20 protein-coding genes and 1 pseudogene are annotated in these 21,417 nt (G+C 71.3%); 16 read left to right on the top strand and 5 right to left on the bottom strand.

Annotated elements, in window-relative coordinates; translation table 11 throughout:
• Positions 1 to 47 precede the first annotated feature (47 nt).
• From AB0C87_RS38655 to AB0C87_RS38585, 15 genes are read left to right on the top strand one after another with little or no spacing between them, the layout of a single operon-like run.
• On the top strand, positions 48 to 407 hold the full coding sequence (locus AB0C87_RS38655; protein WP_089315506.1) for an NADH-quinone oxidoreductase subunit A: 360 nt from the start codon (positions 48 to 50) through the stop codon (positions 405 to 407).
• A gap of 1 nt (position 408) precedes the next feature.
• Complete coding sequence (locus AB0C87_RS38650) at positions 409 to 954, top strand: NADH-quinone oxidoreductase subunit B (protein ID WP_185028681.1); 546 nt, start codon at positions 409 to 411, stop codon at positions 952 to 954.
• 1 nt (position 955) lies between these two features.
• A complete protein-coding gene (locus AB0C87_RS38645) occupies positions 956 to 1,702 on the top strand; it encodes an NADH-quinone oxidoreductase subunit C (protein WP_345178214.1) in 747 nt (248 codons plus the stop codon).
• Positions 1,699 to 3,045 carry an NADH-quinone oxidoreductase subunit D gene (locus AB0C87_RS38640; protein WP_345178215.1) on the top strand — a complete coding sequence of 449 codons (1,347 nt, stop codon included), beginning with the start codon at positions 1,699 to 1,701 and terminating at the stop codon, positions 3,043 to 3,045. Before AB0C87_RS38645 ends, AB0C87_RS38640 begins: the two co-directional genes overlap by 4 nt.
• A complete protein-coding gene (gene nuoE / locus AB0C87_RS38635) occupies positions 3,042 to 3,821 on the top strand; it encodes an NADH-quinone oxidoreductase subunit NuoE (RefSeq protein ID WP_345178217.1) in 780 nt (259 codons plus the stop codon). Before AB0C87_RS38640 ends, nuoE begins: the two co-directional genes overlap by 4 nt.
• Positions 3,818 to 5,116: an NADH-quinone oxidoreductase subunit NuoF gene (nuoF, locus tag AB0C87_RS38630; RefSeq protein ID WP_345178218.1), complete on the top strand. Its 1,299-nt coding sequence runs from the start codon at positions 3,818 to 3,820 to the stop codon at positions 5,114 to 5,116. The genes nuoE and nuoF overlap by 4 nt, the downstream gene beginning before the upstream one ends.
• Positions 5,113 to 7,578: an NADH-quinone oxidoreductase subunit G gene (locus AB0C87_RS38625; RefSeq protein ID WP_360581678.1), complete on the top strand. Its 2,466-nt coding sequence runs from the start codon at positions 5,113 to 5,115 to the stop codon at positions 7,576 to 7,578. Before nuoF ends, AB0C87_RS38625 begins: the two co-directional genes overlap by 4 nt.
• Positions 7,575 to 8,915, top strand: a complete 1,341-nt coding sequence (gene nuoH / locus AB0C87_RS38620) for an NADH-quinone oxidoreductase subunit NuoH (protein WP_345178222.1) — start codon at positions 7,575 to 7,577, stop codon at positions 8,913 to 8,915. The genes AB0C87_RS38625 and nuoH overlap by 4 nt, the downstream gene beginning before the upstream one ends.
• A gap of 43 nt (positions 8,916 to 8,958) precedes the next feature.
• Positions 8,959 to 9,537, top strand: a complete 579-nt coding sequence (gene nuoI / locus AB0C87_RS38615) for an NADH-quinone oxidoreductase subunit NuoI (protein WP_345178464.1) — start codon at positions 8,959 to 8,961, stop codon at positions 9,535 to 9,537.
• Positions 9,534 to 10,454, top strand: a complete 921-nt coding sequence (locus AB0C87_RS38610; RefSeq protein WP_345178224.1) for an NADH-quinone oxidoreductase subunit J — start codon at positions 9,534 to 9,536, stop codon at positions 10,452 to 10,454. Before nuoI ends, AB0C87_RS38610 begins: the two co-directional genes overlap by 4 nt.
• On the top strand, positions 10,451 to 10,750 hold the full coding sequence (gene nuoK / locus AB0C87_RS38605; protein ID WP_185028663.1) for an NADH-quinone oxidoreductase subunit NuoK: 300 nt from the start codon (positions 10,451 to 10,453) through the stop codon (positions 10,748 to 10,750). The genes AB0C87_RS38610 and nuoK overlap by 4 nt, the downstream gene beginning before the upstream one ends.
• Before the next feature lie 10 nt (positions 10,751 to 10,760).
• Entirely contained in the window at positions 10,761 to 12,677 is a 1,917-nt protein-coding gene (gene nuoL, locus AB0C87_RS38600) for an NADH-quinone oxidoreductase subunit L (RefSeq protein ID WP_345178226.1), read from the top strand.
• Complete coding sequence (locus tag AB0C87_RS38595) at positions 12,674 to 14,254, top strand: NADH-quinone oxidoreductase subunit M (RefSeq protein WP_360347756.1); 1,581 nt, start codon at positions 12,674 to 12,676, stop codon at positions 14,252 to 14,254. The genes nuoL and AB0C87_RS38595 overlap by 4 nt, the downstream gene beginning before the upstream one ends.
• On the top strand, positions 14,251 to 15,837 hold the full coding sequence (nuoN, locus tag AB0C87_RS38590; RefSeq protein ID WP_345178229.1) for an NADH-quinone oxidoreductase subunit NuoN: 1,587 nt from the start codon (positions 14,251 to 14,253) through the stop codon (positions 15,835 to 15,837). The genes AB0C87_RS38595 and nuoN overlap by 4 nt, the downstream gene beginning before the upstream one ends.
• A gap of 49 nt (positions 15,838 to 15,886) precedes the next feature.
• The gene (locus AB0C87_RS38585; RefSeq protein WP_345178465.1) at positions 15,887 to 16,888 is read left to right on the top strand and encodes a polyprenyl synthetase family protein; all 1,002 of its coding nucleotides are present in this window, start codon (positions 15,887 to 15,889) and stop codon (positions 16,886 to 16,888) included.
• Between the two features lie 194 nt (positions 16,889 to 17,082).
• On the opposite strand, the gene AB0C87_RS38580 is transcribed toward AB0C87_RS38585, so the two are convergent.
• Positions 17,083 to 18,270 carry an MFS transporter gene (locus tag AB0C87_RS38580; RefSeq protein ID WP_360581677.1) on the bottom strand — a complete coding sequence of 396 codons (1,188 nt, stop codon included), beginning with the start codon at positions 18,268 to 18,270 and terminating at the stop codon, positions 17,083 to 17,085.
• 92 nt (positions 18,271 to 18,362) lie between these two features.
• On the opposite strand from AB0C87_RS38580, the gene AB0C87_RS38575 reads away from it, so the two are divergent.
• On the top strand, positions 18,363 to 19,256 hold the full coding sequence (locus AB0C87_RS38575) for a LysR family transcriptional regulator (protein ID WP_345178232.1): 894 nt from the start codon (positions 18,363 to 18,365) through the stop codon (positions 19,254 to 19,256).
• Here AB0C87_RS38575 and AB0C87_RS38570 read toward each other — a convergent pair.
• The 4 genes and pseudogenes from AB0C87_RS38570 to AB0C87_RS38555 all read right to left on the bottom strand — a co-directional run.
• Positions 19,253 to 19,867, bottom strand: a complete 615-nt coding sequence (locus AB0C87_RS38570) for an ATP/GTP-binding protein (protein WP_345178233.1) — start codon at positions 19,865 to 19,867, stop codon at positions 19,253 to 19,255. The two genes, AB0C87_RS38575 and AB0C87_RS38570, sit on opposite strands and share 4 nt — an antisense overlap.
• Positions 19,848 to 20,276: a DUF742 domain-containing protein gene (locus AB0C87_RS38565; protein WP_345178235.1), complete on the bottom strand. Its 429-nt coding sequence runs from the start codon at positions 20,274 to 20,276 to the stop codon at positions 19,848 to 19,850. The genes AB0C87_RS38570 and AB0C87_RS38565 overlap by 20 nt, the downstream gene beginning before the upstream one ends.
• Complete coding sequence (locus AB0C87_RS38560) at positions 20,273 to 20,698, bottom strand: roadblock/LC7 domain-containing protein (protein ID WP_345178237.1); 426 nt, start codon at positions 20,696 to 20,698, stop codon at positions 20,273 to 20,275. The genes AB0C87_RS38565 and AB0C87_RS38560 overlap by 4 nt, the downstream gene beginning before the upstream one ends.
• Positions 20,695 to 21,417, bottom strand: a pseudogene (locus tag AB0C87_RS38555) (hypothetical protein); the annotation flags it as partial. The gene AB0C87_RS38560 and the pseudogene AB0C87_RS38555, both read right to left, overlap by 4 nt.

The following is a 21,417-nucleotide window of genomic DNA, read 5'->3' as shown; positions in this document are numbered from 1 at the left end:
GCCCGTCCCGTACAACGTCGTACGTCCCGAGGAGAGGCTGTAGAGATATGGATCTCTATATTCCGATCATCGTGCTGGGGGTGCTCGCCTTCGCCTTCGCCGGCGGTTCGGTGGCGATGGCCGCGCTCACGGGACCCAAGCGCTGGAACCGCGCCCGGCTGGACGCCTACGAGTGCGGCATCGAGCCGACCCCGCAGCCGGTCGGCGGCGGGCGCTTCCCGATCAAGTACTACCTGACGGCGATGCTGTTCATCGTCTTCGACATTGAGATCATCTTCCTTTACCCCTGGGCGGTCGCGTTCGACCGGATGGGGCTCTTCGGCCTTGTCGAGATGGTTCTTTTCATCGTCACCGTCCTCGTCGCGTACGCCTACATCTGGCGGCGCGGCGGTCTGGAGTGGGACTGACATGGGTCTAGAGGAGAAACTCCCCAGCGGCTTCCTGCTGACCACGGTCGAGCAGGTCGCGGGGTGGGCGCGCAGCAGCTCGATGTGGCCGGCGACGTTCGGCCTGGCGTGCTGCGCGATCGAGATGATGGCGACCGGCGACCCCCGGCACGACTTCTCCCGGTGGGGGATGGAGCGCGCCTCGGCGACGCCGCGCCAGGCCGACCTGATGATCGTCGCGGGCCGGGTGAGCCAGAAGATGGCGCCGGTGCTGCGGCAGATCTACGACCAGATGACCGAGCCGAAGTGGGTCATCGCGATGGGCGTGTGCGCCTCCTCCGGCGGCATGTTCAACAACTACGCGATCGTGCAGGGCGTGGACCACATCGTCCCGGTGGACATCTACCTGCCCGGCTGCCCGCCGCGGCCGGAGATGCTGCTGGACGCGATCCTCAAGCTGCACGACAAGGTCCAGAACACCAAGCTCGGGCCGCAGCGCGCGAAGCAGATCGCCGAGCTGGAAGAGGCCAAGCGCCGCCGGCTTCCGCTGCTCGGTCAAGGAGCGTGACGTGAGTTCCGAGAATCCTGAGCAGCGGGCCGAGCAGAACGCCGACAAGCTTCCCGCGCAGGCCGAGGAGGAGCGCCGCGAGCAGCCGGTCGTCCGCAAGGGCATGTTCGGCGCGCGGACCACCGGCGACACCTCCGGCTACGGCGGGCTCGTCATCCGGCAGAGCCCGAAGGTGTCCGCGCAGCGCCCGTACGGCGGGCCCGGCGGCGCGGCGGAGGCGGGCGAGTTCGACGAGGTCGCCGACGAGCTGGAGCGCGCCTACCCGGACTTCGGGGACGCCGTCGAGCGCGTCGTCGTCGACCGCGGCGAGATCACGTTCTTCGTGAAGCGCGAGCACCTGCTGGAGGTCGCGCGGACCATGCGGGACGAGCCGTCCCTGCGCTTCGAGATGTGCTCGGGCGTGTCGGGCGTGCACTACCCGAAGGACGAGGGCGCCGAGCTGCACTCGGTCGTGCACCTGCTGTCGATCACGCACAACCGGCGCGTCCGGCTGGAAGTGACCTGCCCGGACGCCGACCCGCACGTCCCGTCGCTGGTGCCGGTCTACCCGACGAGCGACTGGCACGAGCGCGAGACCTACGACTTCTTCGGGATCGTCTACGACGGCCACCCGGCGCTCACGCGCATCGAGATGCCCGACGACTGGGTCGGCCATCCGCAGCGCAAGGACTACCCCCTCGGCGGTATTCCCGTCGAGTACCGCGGAGCGGAGATCCCCCCGCCCGACGAGCGGAGGTCGTACGTATGAGTTCCACGAAGTACACCGAGTACGACGCCTACGCCGCGGAGGAGGCGGCCGAGGGCAAGGTCTTCGACGTCAACGGCCAGGACTGGGACCAGGTCGTCTCCGGCGCAGAGGATCTCGGCGACGAGCGGCTCGTCGTCAACATGGGCCCCCAGCACCCGTCCACGCACGGGGTGCTCCGGCTCATCCTGACGCTCGACGGTGAGACGGTGAACGAGGCCCGGGTGGGCATCGGCTACCTGCACACCGGCATCGAGAAGAACATGGAGTTCCGCACCTGGACGCAGGGCACCACGTTCTGCACCCGGATGGACTACCTCGCGCCGATCTTCAACGAGACGGCGTACTGCATGAGCGTGGAGAAGCTGCTCGGCGTCACCGAGCAGATCCCGGAGCGGGCCCAGATCATCCGCGTGATGATGATGGAGCTCAACCGGATCTCCTCGCACCTGGTCGCGATCGCCACGTTCGGCCTGGAGCTCGGCGCGACGACGGTGATGCTGAACGGCTTCGTCGAGCGCGAGTACACCCTCGACCTGTTCGAGGAGATCACCGGCCTGCGGATGAACATGGCCTACGTCCGTCCGGGCGGGGTCGCGCAGGACCTGCCGAGCGGCGCCACCAGCAAGATCCGCGACTACCTGGACCGCATGCCGAAGCGGATCCAGGCGCTGCGCAAGCTGATGGACGCCAACCCGGTCTACCTGGCGCGCACCCAGAACGTCGCGTACCTGGACCTGACCGGCTGCATGGCGCTCGGCGTCACCGGCCCGGTGCTGCGCGCGACCGGGCTCCCGTGGGACCTGCGCAAGTCGCAGCCCTACTGCGGGTACGAGACCTACGACTTCGAGGTCGCGACGCAGGACACCTGCGACGTCTACGGCCGCTACCTCGTCCGGATGGACGAGATGGAGGAGTCGCTGAAGATCGTCGAGCAGTGCCTGGACCGGCTCCAGTCGGTCAAGGGCCCGGTGATGATCGAGGACAAGAAGATCGGCTGGCCGGCGCAGCTGGCGATCGGCGCGGACGGCATGGGCAACTCGCCCCGGCACATCGCGCACATCATGGGCACCTCGATGGAGGCACTGATCCATCACTTCAAGCTGGTGACGGAGGGCTTCCGCGTGCCCGCCGGGCAGGCGTACGCGCCCATCGAGTCGCCGCGCGGCGAGCTCGGCGCCCACGTGGTCAGCGACGGCGGCACCCGGCCGTACCGCGTCCACTTCCGCGAGCCGTCCTTCGTCAACCTGCAGGCCACCCCGGCGATGGCGGAGGGCGGCATGGTCGCCGACGTCATCGCGGCGGTCGCCAGCATCGACCCGGTCATGGGGGGAGTGGACCGATGACATACGGACCTGAGGTCCGCGAGCGGCTGGAGCGCGACGCCAAGGAGATCATCGGCCGGTACCCCCGGCCGCGCTCGGCGCTGCTGCCGATGCTGCACCTGGTGCAGTCGGTGGAGGGCCACGTCACCGAGGACGGGATCGAGTTCTGCGCGGAGCAGCTCGGCATCACCCCGGCCCAGGTGACCGGCGTCGCGACCTTCTACACGCAGTACAAGCACGCACCGGTCGGCGAGTACCACGTCGGCGTCTGCATCAACACGCTGTGCGCGGTCATGGGCGGCGACCAGATCTGGAACGAGCTGAGCGAGCACGCCGGGGTCGGCCACGACGAGGCCACCCCGGACGGCAAGGTCAGCCTGGAGCGGATCGAGTGCAACGCGGCCTGCGACTTCGCGCCGGTGATGATGGTCAACTGGGAGTTCTTCGACAACATGACTCCCGAGAAGGCCAAGCAGCTGGTCGACGACCTGCGCTCAGGTAAGCAAGTGCTTCCTTCGCGTGGCCCGGAGAGCCTGGCCACCTGGAAGGAGGCGTCCCGCGTGCTCGCCGGGTTCCCCGACGGGCGCGCCGGCGAGGGCGTCCAGGCCGGGCCCGAGTCGCTGCGCGGCCTGAAGCTGGCGCAGGAGCGCGGCTGGGAGGCGCCCCGCGCGGACGTCGACCGCGAGCGTCCGGAGGAGCCGGTGAAGCCCGAGGAGATGGGCTCGCCCCCGCAGGAGCCGGGCAAGCCCATGGGCGGCGCGGCCAAGCCGGGATCGCAGGAGGGGCGGAACAAGTGACCACGCTGACCCCCATCCTCACGAAGAACTGGGACCAGGCCGACTCGTTCACCCGCGCGGGCTACGAGCGCGACGGCGGCTACGAGGCGCTGCGCACGGCGTTCCGGATGGAGCCGGACGAGATCGTCCAGGCGGTCAAGGACTCCGGCCTGCGCGGCCGCGGCGGCGCTGGCTTCCCCACCGGGATGAAGTGGGGCTTCCTGCCGCCGTCCAGCCCGAACCCGCGCTACCTCGTCGTCAACGCCGACGAGTCCGAGCCGGGCACGTGCAAGGACATCCCGCTGATGATGGCCAACCCGCACGTGCTCGTCGAGGGCGTGATCATCAGCTCGTACGCGATCCGGTCGAACCTCGCGTTCATCTACGTGCGCGGCGAGGTGCTGCACGTCATCCGCCGCCTGCACCAGGCGGTGGCGGAGGCGTACGAGGCCGGCTACCTCGGCAAGGACATCCTCGGCTCCGGCTACGACCTGGACGTGGTCGTGCACAGCGGCGCCGGGGCCTACATCTGCGGCGAGGAGACGGCGCTGCTGGACTCCCTCGAAGGGTTCCGCGGTCAGCCCAGGCTCAAGCCCCCCTTCCCGGCGGTCGCGGGCCTCTACGGCGGGCCCACCGTCATCAACAACGTCGAGTCGATCTCCTCGGTTCCCTCGATCATCGCCAACGGGCCGGAATGGTTCGCCTCGATGGGCACCGAGAAGTCCCAGGGCTTCGGGATCTTCTCGCTGTCCGGGCACGTCACCCGGCCCGGGCAGTACGAGGCGCCGCTCGGCATCACGCTGCGGGAGCTGCTCGACATGGCGGGCGGCGTCCGCGAGGGGCACCGGCTGAAGTTCTGGACGCCCGGCGGGTCGTCCACCCCGATCTTCACCGACGAGCACCTGGACGTGCCGCTGGACTTCGAGTCCGTCGGCGCCGCCGGGTCCATGCTCGGCACCCGGGCCCTGCAGATCTTCGACGAGACGACCTGCGTCGTCCGCGCCGTGCTGCGCTGGTCGGAGTTCTACGCGCACGAGTCGTGCGGCAAGTGCACGCCGTGCCGCGAGGGCACCTACTGGTACAAGCAGATGCTGAAGCGGCTGGAGGCGGGCCAGGGCTCCGAGGAGGACCTGGAGACCCTGCTGGACCTGTCCGACAACATCCTGGGCCGGTCGTTCTGCGCCCTGGGCGACGGCGCCACGAGCCCGGTCGTCTCGTCCATCAAGCTGTTCCGGGACGAGTACCTCCGGCACTTCGAGCTCGGGGCCTGCCCGTTCGACCCGGCCAAGTCGACCCTCTGGGGAGGTGCCAAGTGACCGTCACCGACGACAAGTCGGCGGTGGAGAAGCCGGTGGAGATGGTCTCCTGCACCATCGACGGCTTCGAGATCGAGGTGCCCAAGGGCACGCTGATCATCCGGGCCGCCGAGCTCCTCGGCATCCAGATCCCCCGGTTCTGCGACCATCCGCTGCTGGACCCGGTCGGGGCCTGCCGGCAGTGCCTGGTGGAGATCCCCGACGCCGGCAACGGCCGCGGCATGCCGAAGCCGCAGGCGTCGTGCACCACCACGGTGATGCCCGGGATGGTGGTCAAGACCCAGCTCACCTCGCCGGTCGCCGACAAGGCGCAGCACGGCGTGATGGAGCTGCTGCTGATCAACCACCCGCTGGACTGCCCGATCTGCGACAAGGGCGGCGAGTGCCCGCTGCAGAACCAGGCGATGTCCAACGGCCGCGGCGAGTCCCGGTTCGTGGAGGCCAAGCGGACCTTCCCCAAGCCGATCCCGCTGTCCAGCCAGGTGCTGCTCGACCGGGAGCGCTGCATCCAGTGCGCCCGCTGCACCCGGTTCTCCGACCAGATCGCCGGCGACGCGTTCATCGACCTGTTCGAGCGCGGCGCGAAGGAGCAGGTCGGGGCGGCGGACGGCAAGCCGTTCCAGTCCTACTTCTCCGGCAACACCGTGCAGATCTGCCCGGTGGGCGCGCTGACCGGCGCCGCGTACCGGTTCCGGTCCCGCCCGTTCGACCTGGTCTCGCAGCCGAGCGTCTGCGAGCACTGCGCGTCCGGCTGCGCGCTGCGCACCGACCACCGCCGCGGGAAGATCACGCGGCGGCTGGCGGGGGACGACCCGCAGGTCAACGAGGAGTGGAACTGCGACAAGGGCCGCTGGGCGTTCACCTACGGGACGCAGCCCGAGCGGCTCGCCCAGCCGCTCGTCCGCGGTGAGGACGGCGAGCTGGAGCCGGCGTCCTGGCCCGAGGCGCTCACCATCGCGGCGCGCGGGCTCGCGGCGGCGCGCGGCTCGGCCGGCGTCCTGACCGGCGGCCGCGTCACCCTTGAGGACGCCTACGCCTACGCCAAGTTCGCCCGGATCGCGCTCGGCACCAACGACGTCGACTTCCGGGCCCGGCCGCTGTCGGAGGAGGAGTCGCGGTTCCTCGCCTCGTCCGTCGCGGGCCACCCCATCGAGGTGACCTACGCCGACCTGGAGAAGGCGCCGGTCGTCCTGCTCGCCGGGTTCGAGCCCGAGGAGGAGTCGCCGATCGTCTTCCTGCGGCTCCGCAAGGCGTTCCGCAAGAACCGCCTGAAGGTGTTCGCGGCGGCCCCGTTCGCGACGCGCGGTCTGGCGAAGGTCGGTGGCACGCTGCTGCCGACGCTCCCCGGCGCGGAGGCCGAGGTCCTCGGCTCCCTCATCGGGGACGACGCCAGATCCGACATCCGCACGCTGCTGGAGACGCCCGGCGCCGTCATCCTCGTCGGCGAGCGGCTCGCCACCAGCCCGGGGGCGCTGACCTCGGCGACGCGGGTGGCGCAGGCGACCGGCGCCCGGCTGGCCTGGGTGCCGCGCCGGGCCGGGGAGCGCGGCGCGATCGAGGCCGGGGCGCTGCCCGGGCTGCTGCCGATCGGCCGTCCGGTCACCGACCCCGCCGCCCGCGCCGAGGTCGCCCGCACCTGGGGCGTCGCCGACCTGCCCGCCGACCCCGGCGAGGACACGGCCGGCATCATCGCGGCGGCGGCCGCCGGGCGGCGCGGCGCGCTGCTCGTCGGCGGCGTCGACCCCGACGACCTGCCCGACCCGGAGGCGATGCTGCGGGCGCTGGAGGCCACCCCGTTCGTGGTGAGCCTGGAGCAGCGGCCGAGCGCGGTCACCGACCGCGCCGACGTCGTCCTGCCGGTCGCGGCGGTCGCGGAGAAGTCCGGGACGTTCGTCGACTGGGAGGGCCGCGGCCGCCCGTTCGACGTCGTGCTCAAGTCCGCCGGGCGGATGTCCGACCTGCGGGTGCTGGACGCGCTGGCCGACGAGATGGACGTCCACCTGGGCCTGCCGGGCCCGGAGGCCGCCCGCCGCGAGATGGCCGGCCTCGGCGCCCACCGCGGCGAGCGCCCGGACGCGCCGAGCGTCGCGCAGGGCCTGGCGCCGCACCCCGAGCGGGGCGAGGCGCTGCTGGCGACCTGGCGGCTGCTCCTCGACCGGGGCCGCCTGCAGGACGGCGAGCCGTTCCTCGCCGGCACCGCCAAGCCCGCCGCCGCCCGGCTGTCGCCCGCGACGGCCGCGGAGATCGGCGCGACCGGCGCGGTGACGGTCTCGGGCCCGCGCGGCGAGGTCACGCTCCCGCTGGAGATCACCCCGGACCTGCCCGACCGGGTGGTGTGGCTGCCGACGAACTCGGCGGGCTGCGCTCTGCACCGGGACCTCGGCGCGGCCGCGGGAGGCGTCGTCAAGATCGCGGGCGCGGTGCCCGCGACCGCGACCGAGAACGCTGGAGGCATCGAATGAGCTCCCTGGCCGCGGCGCCGGCGCCCGACCCGCAGCTGCAGGACTTCGGGTCGGACCCGTGGTGGCTGATCGGCGGCAAGGTCCTCGCCATCTTCGTGTTCCTCGTCGTCACCGTGCTGATGACGATGTGGATCGAGCGGCGCGTCATCGGGCGGATGCAGCTGCGGGTCGGCCCCAACCGGGCCGGGCCCTTCGGCCTGCTCCAGGGCCTCGCCGACGGCGTCAAGCTGGCGCTGAAGGAGGACATCGTCCCCCGCCAGGTCGACAAGATCGTCTTCGTCCTGGCGCCGGTGATGGCCGCGGTGCCCGCGTTCATCTCCTTCATCGTCATCCCGTTCGGGCCGACGGTGTCGGTCTTCGGGCACCAGACGGCGCTGCAGGGCACCGACCTTCCGGTCGCGGTGCTGCTCGTCCTCGCGATGTCCTCGATGGCGATCTACGGCATCGTGCTGGCCGGCTGGTCCTCGATGTCGCCGTACTCGCTGCTCGGCGGGCTGCGCTCGTCCGCGCAGATGATCTCCTACGAGATCGCGATGGGCCTGTCGTTCGTGGCCGTGTTCATGTTCGCGGGCTCGATGTCCACCTCGGAGATCGTCGCGGCGCAGCACGACAAGTGGTTCGTGGTGCTGCTCGCGCCGTCGTTCGTCGTGTACGTCATCACGATGATGGGCGAGTCGAACCGCATCCCGTTCGACCTGCCCGAGGGCGAGGGCGAGCTGGTCGGCGGCTTCCACACCGAGTACTCGTCGCTGAAGTTCGCGATGTTCTTCCTCGCGGAGTACATCAACCTCGCGACGCTGTCGGCCCTGGCCACCACCTTGTTCCTCGGTGGCTGGCGCGCCCCCGCTCCGATCTCCACGGTGTGGGCGGGCGCCAACTCCGGCTGGTGGCCGGTCCTGTGGTTCCTGATCAAGATCTTCATGTTCATCTTCTTCTTCATCTGGCTGCGCGGCTCGCTGCCGCGCGTGCGCTACGACCAGCTGATGAAGCTCGGCTGGAAGGTGCTGATGCCCTTCTCGCTCGGCTGGATCCTGCTGGTCGCGACGATCCGCGCGCTGCGCAACGACGGCTACGAGATGCGGCAGCTGTTCATCGCCGCCGCCGTGGTCGCCGCGATCGTGCTGGTCGCCACGGTGATCTGGGAGATGGCGCGCGGCCGCGAGGACGACAAGGAGATCGTCCCGGGGGCGACGCCGGGGCCGCGCACCGACCCGGCGGCGGGCGGGTTCCCGGTGCCGCCGATGGACGCGCCCCACTACCACGGCCGCGCCCGCGAGCCGGTCCGGCCGGCCACGATCGAAACCCCCTCCGAGGAGGTCACCAGTGGGACTCACTGATTTCCTGAACCCGGTCAAGGGGTTCGGGGTCTCGTTCCACCAGATGTTCATGAAGAGCGAGACCGTTCAGTACCCCGAGGTGAAGAAGCCGACGGCTCCTCGCTTCCACGGGCGGCACCAGCTGAACCGGTGGCCGGACGGTCTGGAGAAGTGCATCGGCTGCGAGCTGTGCGCGTGGGCGTGCCCCGCGGACGCCATCTTCGTCGAGGGCGCCGACAACACGGCCGACGAGCGGTACTCGCCGGGCGAGCGCTACGGCCGCACCTACCAGATCAACTATCTGCGGTGCATCCTGTGCGGGCTGTGCATCGAGGCGTGCCCGACCCGGGCGCTCACGATGACCAACGAGTACGAGCTCGCCGACGACAGCCGCGAGAGCCTCATCTACACCAAGGAGATGCTGCTGGCGCCGCTGCGCGAGGGCATGGAGGCGCCCCCGCACGAGATGCGGCTCGGCGACACCGAGGAGGAGTACTACCGCCTCGGCCTCCAGGAGGGCGAGCCGTCGTCCGGGACGCCCTCCGCTCCGAAGATCCCTTCCGAGGACGGCGGGCGCGCGAGCGCCGACCAGGCCGTCGAGCGCGAGAAGGCGAAGGCGCGCAAGGGCGGTGAGGGCAAGTGACCGGCTCCGTCGCGAGCGCGCACGTGCTCGCCGCCGAGGTCGCCGACAAGCAGTCCGGGGAGCCGTTCTTCTTCTGGCTGCTGGCGATCGTCTCGGTGCTCGCCGCGCTCGGCATGATCTTCATGCGGAAGGCGGTGCACTCGGCGCTGCTGCTGGCGACCGTGATGCTCTGCCTGGCCGCGCTGTACGCGATCCAGAACGCGCCCTTCCTGGCGTTCGTGCAGGTGATCGTCTACACCGGCGCGGTGCTGATGCTGTTCCTGTTCGTGCTGATGCTCGTCGGGGTCAGTTCCACCGACTCGCTGGTGGAGACGATCCGGGGCCAGCGGTTCTGGGCGGTGATCGCCGCGGTCGGCTTCCTCGTCCTGCTCACGGTCGGGGTCGGCAACGCGGCGCTCGGCGGTTCGGCCGGGCTGACCCAGGCCAACTCCGAGGGCAACGTCGTCGGGCTGGCCCGGCTGCTGTTCTCCAAGTACGTGTTCGCGTTCGAGGCGACCAGCGCCCTGCTGATCACCGCGGCGCTGGGCGCGATGGTGCTGGCGCACCGGGAGCGCACCGAGCCGAAGCCGACGCAGAAGGACCTGTCGCGGCAGCGGTTCCTGTCCGGCTCCCACCCGGGCCCGCTGCCGGGTCCCGGCACCTACGCCCGGCACAACGCCGTCGACATGCCGGCGCTGCTGCCCGACGGGACGCCCTCGGAACTGTCGGTCAACCCGGTCATCGCGGCCCGCACCGACACCGCGGAGCGGCACGCCGACCTGTACGGCGGCTCCGAGGAGGAGGCCCTCGAACGGGACGTGGCCGCGGTCAAGGCGGTCACCGAGGACGTCCGCGACTCGGACGCCGAGGAGCGCTCGGTCAAGTCGGGGACGCCGGCCGCCGGCGGCGGCGCGAGTGAAGGCGAGGCAGGAGAATGAGCCCGGGGCACTACCTGGCGCTCTCGGCGGTCCTGTTCACCATCGGAGCGCTCGGCGTCCTCGTGCGCCGCAACGCGATCGTGGTGTTCATGTGCGTCGAGCTGATGCTGAACGCGACGAACCTGGCGTTCGTCTCGTTCTCCCGAATGCACGGCAACCTGGATGGCCAGATCATCGCCTTCTTCGTGATGGTGGTGGCCGCGGCGGAGGTCGTGGTGGGTCTGGCGATCATCATGACCATCTTCCGGACCCGCAGGTCCTCGTCGGTCGACGACGCGAACCTGCTGAAGTACTGAGAGGCCAGGGATGAAAGCGGAAGGCATCCAGGCCGCGTCCTGGCTCCTCGTCGCGCTCCCGCTCGCGGGCGCCGCGATCCTCCTGCTGGGGGGACGGCGGACCGACAAGTGGGGCCACCTGCTCGGCGCGGCGATGTCGCTGGCGTCGTTCGCGGTGGGCGCCGCGATGTTCGCCCAGATGCTCGGGTACGACGCCGAGGCCCGGCGCCGCACCCTGCACCTGTGGGACTTCATCGACGTCGGCACGTTCAAGGTCGGCATGGACCTGCTGGTGGACCCGCTGTCCATCACCTTCGTCCTGCTGATCACCGGGGTGGGCTCGCTCATCCACATCTACTCCATCGGCTACATGGCCGGGGACCCCGACCGGCGCCGTTTCTTCGCCTACCTGAACCTGTTCCTGGCGTCGATGCTGGTGCTGGTCCTGGGCGGCAACTTCCTGATCCTGTTCCTGGGCTGGGAGGGCGTCGGTCTCGCCTCCTACCTGCTGATCGGGTTCTGGCAGCACAAGCCGACGGCCGCGACCGCCGCGAAGAAGGCGTTCGTCGTCAACCGGGTCGGCGACATGGGGCTGATCATCGCGATCGCGCTGATCTTCGCCTCGTTCGGCAGCATCGACTTCGGCGCGGTCCTCGGCACCGGCGCCGAGCACGTGGGGCTCGCCTCCAAGCTCGGCACCGGCACCGCGACGGCCATCGGGCTGCTGCTCCTGGTCGGCGCGTGCGGCAAGTCGGCGCAGCTCCCGCTGCAGTCGTGGCTGCTGGACGCGATGGAGGGCCCGACCCCGGTGTCGGCCCTCATCCACGCCGCCACGATGGTCACCGCGGGCGTCTACCTGATCGTCCGGTCCGGCCCGATCTTCGAGATGTCCGAGACCGCGCAGCTGGTGGTGACGATCGTCGGCGCGGCCACGCTGCTGGCCGGTGCGATCATCGGTTGCGGCAAGGACGACATCAAGAAGGCCCTCGCCGGATCGACGATGTCGCAGATCGGGTACATGGTGCTCGCCGCGGGCCTCGGCCCGGCGGGCTACGTCTTCGCCATCGCGCACCTCGTCGCGCACGGCTTCTTCAAGGCGGGCCTGTTCCTCGGCGCCGGCTCGGTCATGCACGGGATGAAGGACGACGTGAACATGCGCCACTACGGCGCGCTGCGCACGGTCATGGTGATCACCTACGCGACGTTCGGCCTCGGGTACCTCGCCATCATCGGGTTCCCCGGCCTGTCGGGCTGGTTCACCAAGGACGGCATCATCGAGGCCGCCTACGCCAAGGGCGGCACGTCCGGGATGATCCTCGGCTCCTGCGCGCTGATCGGCGCCGGGATCACCGCGTACTACATGTCCCGGGTCATGTTCATGACGTTCTTCGGCGAGAAGCGCTGGGAGGACGACGTCCACCCGCACGAGTCGCCGGCGGTCATGACCGTGCCGCTGATGCTGCTCGCGGTCGGGTCCGTCTTCGCGGGCGGGTTCCTGATCCTCGGCAGCTTCCCCGAGTTCCTCGAACCGGTCGTCGGGGCGCCCGAGCACGCGCACGAGTTCAAGTGGCTCACCGCGCCCGGCGCCGCCACCTTCGTCCTGATGATCGTCGGCGCCGGGATCGCCTGGATGCAGTACGGCGCCCGCAAGGTGCCGCGCGAGGCGCCCAAGGGCTCGTTCGTCACCGTCGCGGCCCGCAAGGACCTCTACGGCGACGCGCTCAACGAGTCGCTGCTGATGCGCCCCGGCCAGTGGCTGACCCGGCTCGCGGTCTGGTTCGACGGGCGCGGCGTCGACGGCGCCGTCAACGGGACGGCCGCCGGCGTCGGCGGCAGCTCCGGCCGGCTCCGGCGCGTCCAGACCGGCTTCGCCCGCTCCTACGCCCTCTCGATGCTGGGCGGCGCGGCCCTCGTGGTCGCGGCGCTCCTGGTGGTGAACGTGTCATGAGCGACTTTCCCTGGCTGAGCGTCCTCATCGCGCTGCCGCTGGTGGGCGCGGTGCTGCTCAGCGCCATCCCGCGCGAGCGGGAGACGCTGGTCAAGCAGTTCTCGCTCGGCGTCTCCCTCGTCGTCGCGGCCCTCACCGGGGTCATGGCGTCGGGCTTCGACGCGGGCGGCGCGCGGTTCCAGTTCACCGAGAAGTACTGGTGGATCAAGGAGTTCGGGGTCCACTGGGCGGTCGGCGTCGACGGCGTCGCGCTGGTGCTGATCGTGCTGTCGGTCGTCCTCGTCCCGCTCGTCATGCTGGCGTCGTGGAGCGAGGCCGACCGGTCCGGCGGCGTGGACGTCCCGGCGAAGCGGTCGGTGAAGACGTACTTCGCGCTGCTGCTGACGATGGAAGCGGCCATGATCGGCGTCTTCGCCGCGACGGACGTGTTCCTGTTCTACGTCTTCTTCGAGGCGATGCTCATCCCGGTGTACTTCATCATCGGGTACTACGGCGGCGCGCAGCGGTCCTACGCCGCGGTGAAGTTCCTGCTGTACTCGCTGTTCGGCGGGCTGCTGATGCTCGTCGCCGTCATCTGGCTGTACCCGCTGTCGAGCCGGTCGGTCGACAGGGGCGGCCTCGGGCACGGCACGTTCATGTTCGACGAGCTGTCGAAGATGAACGTCGACCCGACGACGGCCAAGTGGCTGTTCCTCGGCTTCTTCGTCGCGTTCGCGATCAAGGCGCCGATGGTGCCGGTGCACACCTGGCTGCCGGACGCGGCGCAGCAGTCCCCGGCCGGCGCGCTGGTGCTGATCGTCGGCGTCCTGGACAAGGTCGGCACCTACGGGATGCTCCGGTTCTGCCTGGAGCTGTTCCCCGGCGCCGCCAAGTGGGCGACCCCGGTCGTGCTGGGGTTCGCGGTGCTCAGCATCATCTACGGCGCGGTCCTCGCGATCGGCCAGGTCGACATGAAGCGCCTCATCGCCTACACGTCGGTGTCGCACTTCGGGTTCATCGTCCTCGGCATCTTCGCGATGACGTCGCAGGGCCAGTCCGGCGCGGCGCTCTACATGGTGAACCACGGGTTCTCCACCGGCGCGCTGTTCCTCGTCGTCGGCTTCATGATCGTCCGGCGGCGGTCGGCGCGGATCTCCGACTTCGGCGGGGTGCAGAAGGTCGCGCCCGTCCTCGCCGGGATGTTCCTGATCGCCGGCCTGTCCGCGCTGTCGCTGCCCGGCCTGTCCACGTTCGTCTCGGAGTTCCTCGTCATCGTCGGGACGTTCAGCCGGTACGAGTGGGCGGGCGCGCTCGCGGTCAGCGGCGTCGTGCTCGCGGCCGTCTACATCCTGTGGATGTACCAGCGGACCATGGGCGGCCCCAAGGTCCCCGCGGTCGAGGGCATGAAGGACCTGTCCGCCCGGGAGAAGTGGGCCGTCGCCCCGATCATCGCGATCATCGTGGCGATGGGCTTCTTCCCGCAGCCGGTGCTGCACGTGATCAACCCGTCGGTGGACCACACGCTGGCGCGGGTCGACCAGCACGACCCGGCGCCGGACATCACCGGTAACGTCGCCGAGAACGGAGCCCGTCCATGACCACCACCAGTCAGGTGAGCGCGGTCCTCGCGCAGGGGGGTGACATCCCCGCGCCGCACATCGAGTACGGGCAGATCGCCCCGCTGCTGCTGGTCCTCGGCGTCGCCGTCGCGGGCGTGCTCGTCGAGGCGTTCGTCGGCCGGACCGCGCGCTACTACGTGCAGGTGCCGCTGGCGTTCCTCGGCCTCGCGGGCGGGTTCGCCTGGACGATCCTGCTGGCGTGGCGCGACAACCCGCACCACGTCGCCGCCGAGGGCGCCCTGGGCGTGGACGGCCCCACCCTGTTCATCCAGGGCACCATCCTGGTGCTGGCCCTCGTCAGCCTCCTGCTCATCGCCGAGCGCGGCGACGGCAGGGCCGGCGGCCACTTCGCCGCGCAGGCCTCGGCCCTGCCCGGCAGCGAGGCCGAGCAGCGCACCACCGAGGCCGGGTTCACCCAGACCGAGGTGTTCCCGCTGATGATGTTCGCCGTCGGCGGCATGGTGATGTTCCCGGCGGCCAACGACCTGCTCACCATGTTCGTGGCGCTGGAGGTCATGTCGCTGCCGCTGTACCTGCTGTGCGGGCTCGCCCGCCGGCGGCGCCTCCTCTCCCAGGAGGCGGCGGTCAAGTACTTCCTGCTCGGCGCGTTCTCCTCGGCGTTCTTCCTGTACGGGGCGGCGCTGCTGTACGGGTACGCCGGGTCCGTCCGGCTGTCGGACATCTCCGCGCAGATCGGCAAGGACGCGGGCAGCGAGACCCTGCTCCTCGCGGGCGTCGCGCTGCTGTCGGTCGGGCTGCTGTTCAAGCTCGGCGGCGTCCCCTTCCACATGTGGAAGCCGGACGTCTACCAGGGCGCCCCCACGCCGATCACGGCGCTGATGGCGTCCTGCACCGTCGTCGCCGCGTTCGGCGGGATCCTGCGCGTCTACTACGTCGCGTTCGAGACGCTGAAGTGGGACTGGCGGCCCGTCCTGTGGGGTGTGGCCATTCTCACCATGATCGCCGGGTCGATCATCGCGATCACGCAGACCGACATCAAGCGGATGCTGGCCTACTCCTCGATCGCGCACGCGGGCTTCCTGCTCATGGGCGTGATCGCCAGCTCCCCGGACGGCCTGTCCAGCACGATGTTCTACCTGGTCGCCTACGGCTTCACCTCGATCGGCGCGTTCGCCGTCGTGACGATGGTGCGGGACGCGGGCGGCGAGGCCGGCCACCTGTCGCGGTGGGCGGGCCTCGGCAAGCGGTCCCCGGTGGTCGCGGGCGTGTTCGCCTTCTTCCTCCTGGGCTTCGCGGGCATCCCGCTGACCAGCGGCTTCACCGGCAAGTTCGCGGTGTTCAAGGCGGCCGTCGAGGGCGGCGCGACGCCCCTGGTGATCGTCGCCGTGATCTCCTCCGCGGTCGCCGCGTTCTTCTACGTCCGTGTGATCGTCGTCATGTTCTTCAGCGAGCCGGACGCCGAGGGTCCGGTCGTGGTGGCCGGCCCGGCGACCGCGGTCGCGGTCGCGCTCGGAGTGACGGCTACTGTGGTACTCGGCGTGATCCCGCAGCCCGTTCTGGACCTCGCGGGGCAGGCCACGACCCACATGTTCGTCCGGTAGGGAGTCTTGGGTGAGCAACCCATTCGCTGAGAAGTCCGGCGGGCCGGCCATCCAGGAGACCGGCCCGTTCGGGCTTCCCGTCGACGCCGCGCTCGCGTCCGACGCCAAGGACCGCCTCGCGGCCGTCGAGTCCCTTCTGCTCGACTGCGTCCGGGGCGAGGACCCGCTGCTCACCGAGGCCTCGCAGCACCTCGTCGAGGCGGGCGGCAAGCGCTTCCGGCCGATGCTGGTGCTGCTGGCCTCCCACTTCGGCGACCCGGCCGCGCCCGGCGTCGTCCCCGCCGCCGTCGTCGTCGAGCTCACCCACCTCGGCACCCTCTACCACGACGACGTCATGGACGAGGCCACCATCCGCCGCGGCCAGCAGTCCGCCAACTCCCGCTGGACGAACACCGTCGCCATCCTCACCGGCGACTACCTGTTCGCCCGCGCGTCCGACCTGCTCGCCGACCTCGGCCCCGAGGCCGTCCGCATCCAGGCCCGCGCCTTCGCCCGCCTAGTCCGCGGCCAGATCCAGGAGACCGTCGGCCCCGGCGAGGACGCCGACCCCCTCAAGCACTACCTCCAGGTCGTCGCCGACAAGACCGGCTCCCTGATCGCCGTCTCCGGCCAGTTCGGCGCCCTGCTCTCGGGCGCCCCCGCCCACGTCGTCGACACCGTCACCTCCGCCTGCGAGAAGATCGGCATCGCCTTCCAGCTGTCCGACGACATCCTCGACGTCGCCTCCGAGGCCGAGGAGTCCGGCAAGACCCCCGGCACCGACCTGCGCGAAGGCATCCGCACCCTCCCGACGCACCACGTCCTCGCCGGCATCGGCTCCGGCCCCGACGACGCCCGCCTCCGCGAGCTCCTCACCCAGGACCTCACCGACGACGCCCTCCACGCCGAGGCCCTCACCCTCCTGCGCGCCCACCCCGCCATGGACCGCGCCCGCGCCGACCTGCGCCGCTGGGCCGAGGACGCCCGCAACGAACTCCTCACCCTCCCCGAGATCCCCGCCCGCGAGGCCCTCACCAACCTCTGCGACTACGTGATCACTAGAACTGGCTAGCGTCTTTCTCCTCCTTCGGGCGCTGAGCGCCCTCCATCGTCGAAAAACGCGGGCGATCGCTGGCATCGCTTCGTCTCGCCTTGGCGGCTCGCTGCGCGATCAGATTCTTGCTTCGCTCGAATCTGCCTTCGGACGCGATCGCGGCCGTTGAGGTTGTTGCGTGGTTGCGGTGGTGGCTGAGGTCGGCGCGGGGGCTATTGCGGTGCTCGCTGCCGTAGAGGCCGCCGGGTGGTTGCGGCGGTGGCCAGGGCTAGGGCGGCTAGGGTTCCGCCCAGCCACATGACGCCGGTTTCGCCTGTGGTGTCGGTCGTCTGGCCGCCTGCCAGGGCTCCCAGGGAGATGGCGAGGTTGAAGGTGGCGACGAACAGCGCCGATGCCGGCTCGGCGGCGTGCGGGGGCACGGCCTGTAGCAGCCAGTTCTGCAGCGTCACCGACACTCCGCCGTAGGCGACCCCCCACAGGACCAGCAGCACGATCGCTGGAAGCGGGGATCGGCCTGCCAGCGGGAACAGCAGGACGGCCGGTGCGAGCAGGACGGTGATCCGGATCAGGGTGCGGCGCGGGGCGCGGGCGGCGGCCGTGCCCGCGGTGAAGTTGCCCGCGATGCCCGCCACGCCGTACACCAGCAGCAGTGTGCTGATCAGGTCCGGGTCCACGCCGGACACCCGCTCCAGCACGGGACGCACGTAGGTGTACGCCGCGAAGTGCCCGGTGACCAGGAGGAACGTCACCAGGAGTCCGGCCTGCGCGCGGGGCGCGCGAAGCACCTGCGGCATGGCGGCCAGACCCGCCGCGCCGGTTCCGGGCAGCGGCGGCAGCAGCGCGGCGAGCGCGGCGCAGGCGACCAGCGACAGCGCTCCGGCCGCGGCGAACGCCGCCCGCCAGCCCGCGAGGTCGCCGATCAGCGTGCCGGCCGGAACCCCCGCCACCGACGCCACCGCCACTCCGCCGAAGATCACCGAAGTGGCGGCGCCGGCGGAGCGCTCCGGCACCAGCCGTGCCGCCAGCCCGCCGGCGATCGCCCACACGCCGCCGATCGCCACGCCGACCAGGACCCGCGACGCCAGCAGCGCGGGCAGCCCGGGGGCGGTCGCCGAGCCGAGGTCGGCCGCGGCCAGCAGGCCCGCCAGCACGGCCAGCACCGCCCGCCGGTCCAGCCGGGCGGTCGCCGCGGAGAGCGCGGGGGCGGACAGCGCCGCGACGAGGCCGGGCACGGTCATCGCCAGCCCGGCCGTGCCCGCGGACACGCCGAGGTCCGGGCCGATCGAGGTCAGCAGGCCGACCGGCAGCATCTCGCTGGTGACGACGAGGAACGTGGCCGCGGCGACCGCGAGCACCGCCGGCCACCCCCGGCGCGGCGGGGGAGAGGAGGGAACCGTCATGCCCCCGACCCTGGCGGGCGGGCCGATGGGGGAACAACGGTGAAGATCGCATCCTTGTATGAGCCAGACTCATCGATGATCGGGGGCGTCGCGTGCCGGAACTGGAGACCCGGGAGCTGGAGTGCTTCCTCGTCCTCAGCGAGGAGCTGCATTTCGGCCGGACCGCGGAGCGCCTCTACCTCTCCCAGAGCCGCGTCAGCCAGCTGGTGCGCGCCCTCGAACTGCGGGTCGGGGCCCGGCTGGTGGAGCGCACCAGCCGCCGCGTCCGGCTGACCCCTCTCGGAGCCGCCTTCCGGGACGAGCTGCGGCCCGCCTACGCGGCCCTCCTCGACGCCGTCGAAGGGGCCAGGAGCAGGGCGCGCGGTGTCGGCGGGGTGCTGCGGATCGGCTTCCTCGGGTCCCTGGACGAGGAGCTGGCGGGTCTGGTCCGCGCGTTCCAGAGCGGCCACCCCGGCTGCGAGGTGCGGACGGTCGAGATGCCGCTGGCCGACCCGTTCGGGCCGGTCCTGGGCGGCGATGTGGACGCCGCGATCGTCCTGACCCCGGTGCGGGAGCCCGGCCTCGCCGTCGGCCCGGTCTTCTCCGAGGCGCCGCTGCGCCTGGCCGTCCCGGCTCGCCACCCGCTCGCGGACCGCCCGTCGGTCCGCGCCGAGGACCTGGCCGGGCACCCGCTCGTCAGGATCGCCGGCCCGGCGCCGCGCTACTGGCGCGACGCGCAGTCCCCGCCGCTGACGCCCGGCGGCGCCGCGATCCCGTCCGGACCGGCCGTCAGCACGATCCAGGAGGCCCTCGCGATGGTCGCCGCCGGGCGCGGCGCGATGCCGCTGTGCGTTCCGACCGCCCGCCGCCACGTGCGGGGCGACGTCGTCTTCGTCCCGCTCACCGGCCTGCCCGATTCGGCGCTCGCGCTCGTCTGGCATCGGGACCGCGCCACCGCGCGGCTCCGCGCCTTCGCCGGGACCGTCGCGGCGGGCGTCCGCGGCTAGGCGTTCTGGGGTTCGGGCTCCTCCGTGAGGCCGCGGGTCTTCATGGCGTGCAGGACGAGGTCGATGAGGACCTCCTTGCAGGAGCCGAGGCTGCGGGCGTCGCAGAGCATGACGGGAACCTTCGGGCCCAGGTTGAGGGCCATCTGGATCTCCGCGAGGTCGTAGCGCTGGGCGCCCTCGAAGCAGTTCACGGCGACGATGAACGGGGTGCCGCGGCGCTCGAAGTAGTCGACGGACGGGAAGCAGTCCGACAGACGGCGGGTGTCGGCGAGGACGACGGCGCCGAGCGCGCCGAGCGAGACCTCGTCCCACATGAACCAGAAGCGCTCCTGGCCGGGGGTGCCGAACAGGTAGAGGACGTACTCGTCGCGCATCGTGATGCGGCCGAAGTCCATCGCGACCGTTGTGGTCGTCTTGCGCTCCACCCCGGAGATGTCGTCGACGCCCACGCTCTCGTCGGTGAGCAACTCCTCGGTGCGCAGGGGGCTGGTCTCCGAGACCGTGCCCACCATCGTGGTCTTGCCGACCCCGAAACCGCCCGCGATCACGATCTTGACCGCGGTGGGGAGCCGGCGGGCGCGCACGCCGCGCCTAGAGGGCCCGGAGACCATCGATCACCGCCTTGTAGAGCCTGATGTCGTGCATGTCCGCCTCCGGTTCGGGCTCCTGAAGGGAGACGAATCCCTTGTCGAGCAGGTCGCCGAGCATCACCCGGACGGTCGCCACGGGCAGATCGAGATGGCCGGTGATCTCGGCCACCGACATCACCGCCTGGCACAGCCGGATGATGGACAGGTGCTCGGGTCCGAGGCCGATCGCGCCCTCCGGCTCCGGTCCGACCGCCACCACCAGGGTGATGAGGTCGAACTTGCCGCGGGTCGGCTCGATCCGGCCGCTGGTCATCACGTAGGGCCGCACCATCGGACCGGCGTGCTCGTCCAGGAACCGGTCGTCGACCGGCGGGCGCGTCGCGGCCTCGTCCGCCCAGGGCTCCTGGGCGGGATCCTCGGGGGGCATCATGCCGGGCGCCCCTCCTGCGCGGATTCCGAACGCGACGGGGAGGTGAGGTGGTGGCCCATGGCGGTGACGAGCATCGCCATCTCGTACGCGGTGAGGCCGACGTCGACCTCCTCGGTGGCGAGGACGGCGAGGCACGCGCCCTTCCCGGCGACCGTGACCAGCAGGAACGCCGACGCCATCTCGACGATCGTCTGCCGGACCGGGCCGCCGCCGAAGCGGGTCCCGGCGCCCTTGGCGAGGCTCTGGATGCCGGCGGCGACGGCGGCGAGGTGCTCGCCGTCGTCCTGCGTCATGCCCTCGGACGACGCCATGAGCAGGCCGTCCGCCGACAGCACGACCGCACTGCGGGCGTGCGGCAGGCGGTGGACGAGGTCGTCCAGCAGCCAGCCCAGATCGGAGGAGGAACCGGTCTTCTGCGTCACTGATCTGCCTCGCCTTCCGCTGCGTTGGTGCCGAGGGCTTCCGCCGCGTCGACGCGGCCCCGCTGGGTGCCGCGCTGGTAGGAACCCATGATCCGCTGAATCTCCTCGGGGGAGCGGCCCGGGTCCTCCTGCTCGTCCTGCTCGTCGGCGACGGCGGGCTCGTCGGTGCGCAGGGGTTCGGCCAGGTTCGCCTGCGGCACACGGACGGGAAGACCGGACGGTGTTGTGGAGATGTCGGGCACGGGTGGCAGGTCCTCCGGCTCGATGGGGTCGGGACGTGCGCCGTCCGCGGGGTCGTCGTGCCGCGCGGGCGTGGGGGCCTCGGGCTCCGGTGCAGGGGCGCCGCCGGGGGGCCGCACGGGCAGCGGGTCCGCGGCCGGCGGGGGGACCGCCACGAGGGCGGGTGCGGGGTGCTGCGGGCCGGTGCCCGCCGGGGGGAGCGTCGTCGTGGGGGACGCGGAGCGGACGCCGGACGCGGCGAGCGCCGCGGCGGGGCGCCGCACCTCCAGGCCGTTCGTGGTGGTGGTGCCGGCCGGGACCTGCGCCGGGCCCTGCTCGACGATCAGTTCCCGGGGGATGACGACGACGGCGGTGGTGCCGCCGTAGGCGGACCGCTTCAGCGAGACCTGCAGGTTGTAGCGCTCGGCGAGCTTGCTGACCACGAACAGGCCGAGCTGGACCGAGCTCTGCAGGTTGAAGTCGGGCGGGTCGGCGATCCG

Source organism: Actinomadura sp. NPDC048021, assembly GCF_040653135.1.
Taxonomy (GTDB): domain Bacteria; phylum Actinomycetota; class Actinomycetes; order Streptosporangiales; family Streptosporangiaceae; genus Spirillospora; species Spirillospora verrucosospora.
The sequence above is the reverse complement of the archived record's forward strand: the minus strand, read 5'-3'. Positions and strand labels throughout refer to the sequence as shown.

What these genes read in the sequence shown, in the direction of transcription:
- AB0C87_RS38655 (WP_089315506.1), top strand. Translation starts at nt 48, where the DNA reads ATGGATCTCTATATTCCGATCATCGTGCTGGGGGTGCTCGCCTTCGCC.
- AB0C87_RS38650 (WP_185028681.1), top strand. Translation starts at nt 409, where the DNA reads ATGGGTCTAGAGGAGAAACTCCCCAGCGGCTTCCTGCTGACCACGGTC.
- AB0C87_RS38640 (WP_345178215.1), top strand. Translation starts at nt 1,699, where the DNA reads ATGAGTTCCACGAAGTACACCGAGTACGACGCCTACGCCGCGGAGGAG.
- nuoE (WP_345178217.1), top strand. Translation starts at nt 3,042, where the DNA reads ATGACATACGGACCTGAGGTCCGCGAGCGGCTGGAGCGCGACGCCAAG.
- nuoH (WP_345178222.1), top strand. Translation starts at nt 7,575, where the DNA reads ATGAGCTCCCTGGCCGCGGCGCCGGCGCCCGACCCGCAGCTGCAGGAC.
- nuoI (WP_345178464.1), top strand. Translation starts at nt 8,959, where the DNA reads ATGTTCATGAAGAGCGAGACCGTTCAGTACCCCGAGGTGAAGAAGCCG.
- nuoK (WP_185028663.1), top strand. Translation starts at nt 10,451, where the DNA reads ATGAGCCCGGGGCACTACCTGGCGCTCTCGGCGGTCCTGTTCACCATC.
- nuoL (WP_345178226.1), top strand. Translation starts at nt 10,761, where the DNA reads ATGAAAGCGGAAGGCATCCAGGCCGCGTCCTGGCTCCTCGTCGCGCTC.
- AB0C87_RS38595 (WP_360347756.1), top strand. Translation starts at nt 12,674, where the DNA reads ATGAGCGACTTTCCCTGGCTGAGCGTCCTCATCGCGCTGCCGCTGGTG.
- nuoN (WP_345178229.1), top strand. Translation starts at nt 14,251, where the DNA reads ATGACCACCACCAGTCAGGTGAGCGCGGTCCTCGCGCAGGGGGGTGAC.
- AB0C87_RS38580 (WP_360581677.1), bottom strand. Translation starts at nt 18,270, where the DNA reads ATGACGGTTCCCTCCTCTCCCCCGCCGCGCCGGGGGTGGCCGGCGGTG.
- AB0C87_RS38570 (WP_345178233.1), bottom strand. Translation starts at nt 19,867, where the DNA reads ATGGTCTCCGGGCCCTCTAGGCGCGGCGTGCGCGCCCGCCGGCTCCCC.
- AB0C87_RS38565 (WP_345178235.1), bottom strand. Translation starts at nt 20,276, where the DNA reads ATGATGCCCCCCGAGGATCCCGCCCAGGAGCCCTGGGCGGACGAGGCC.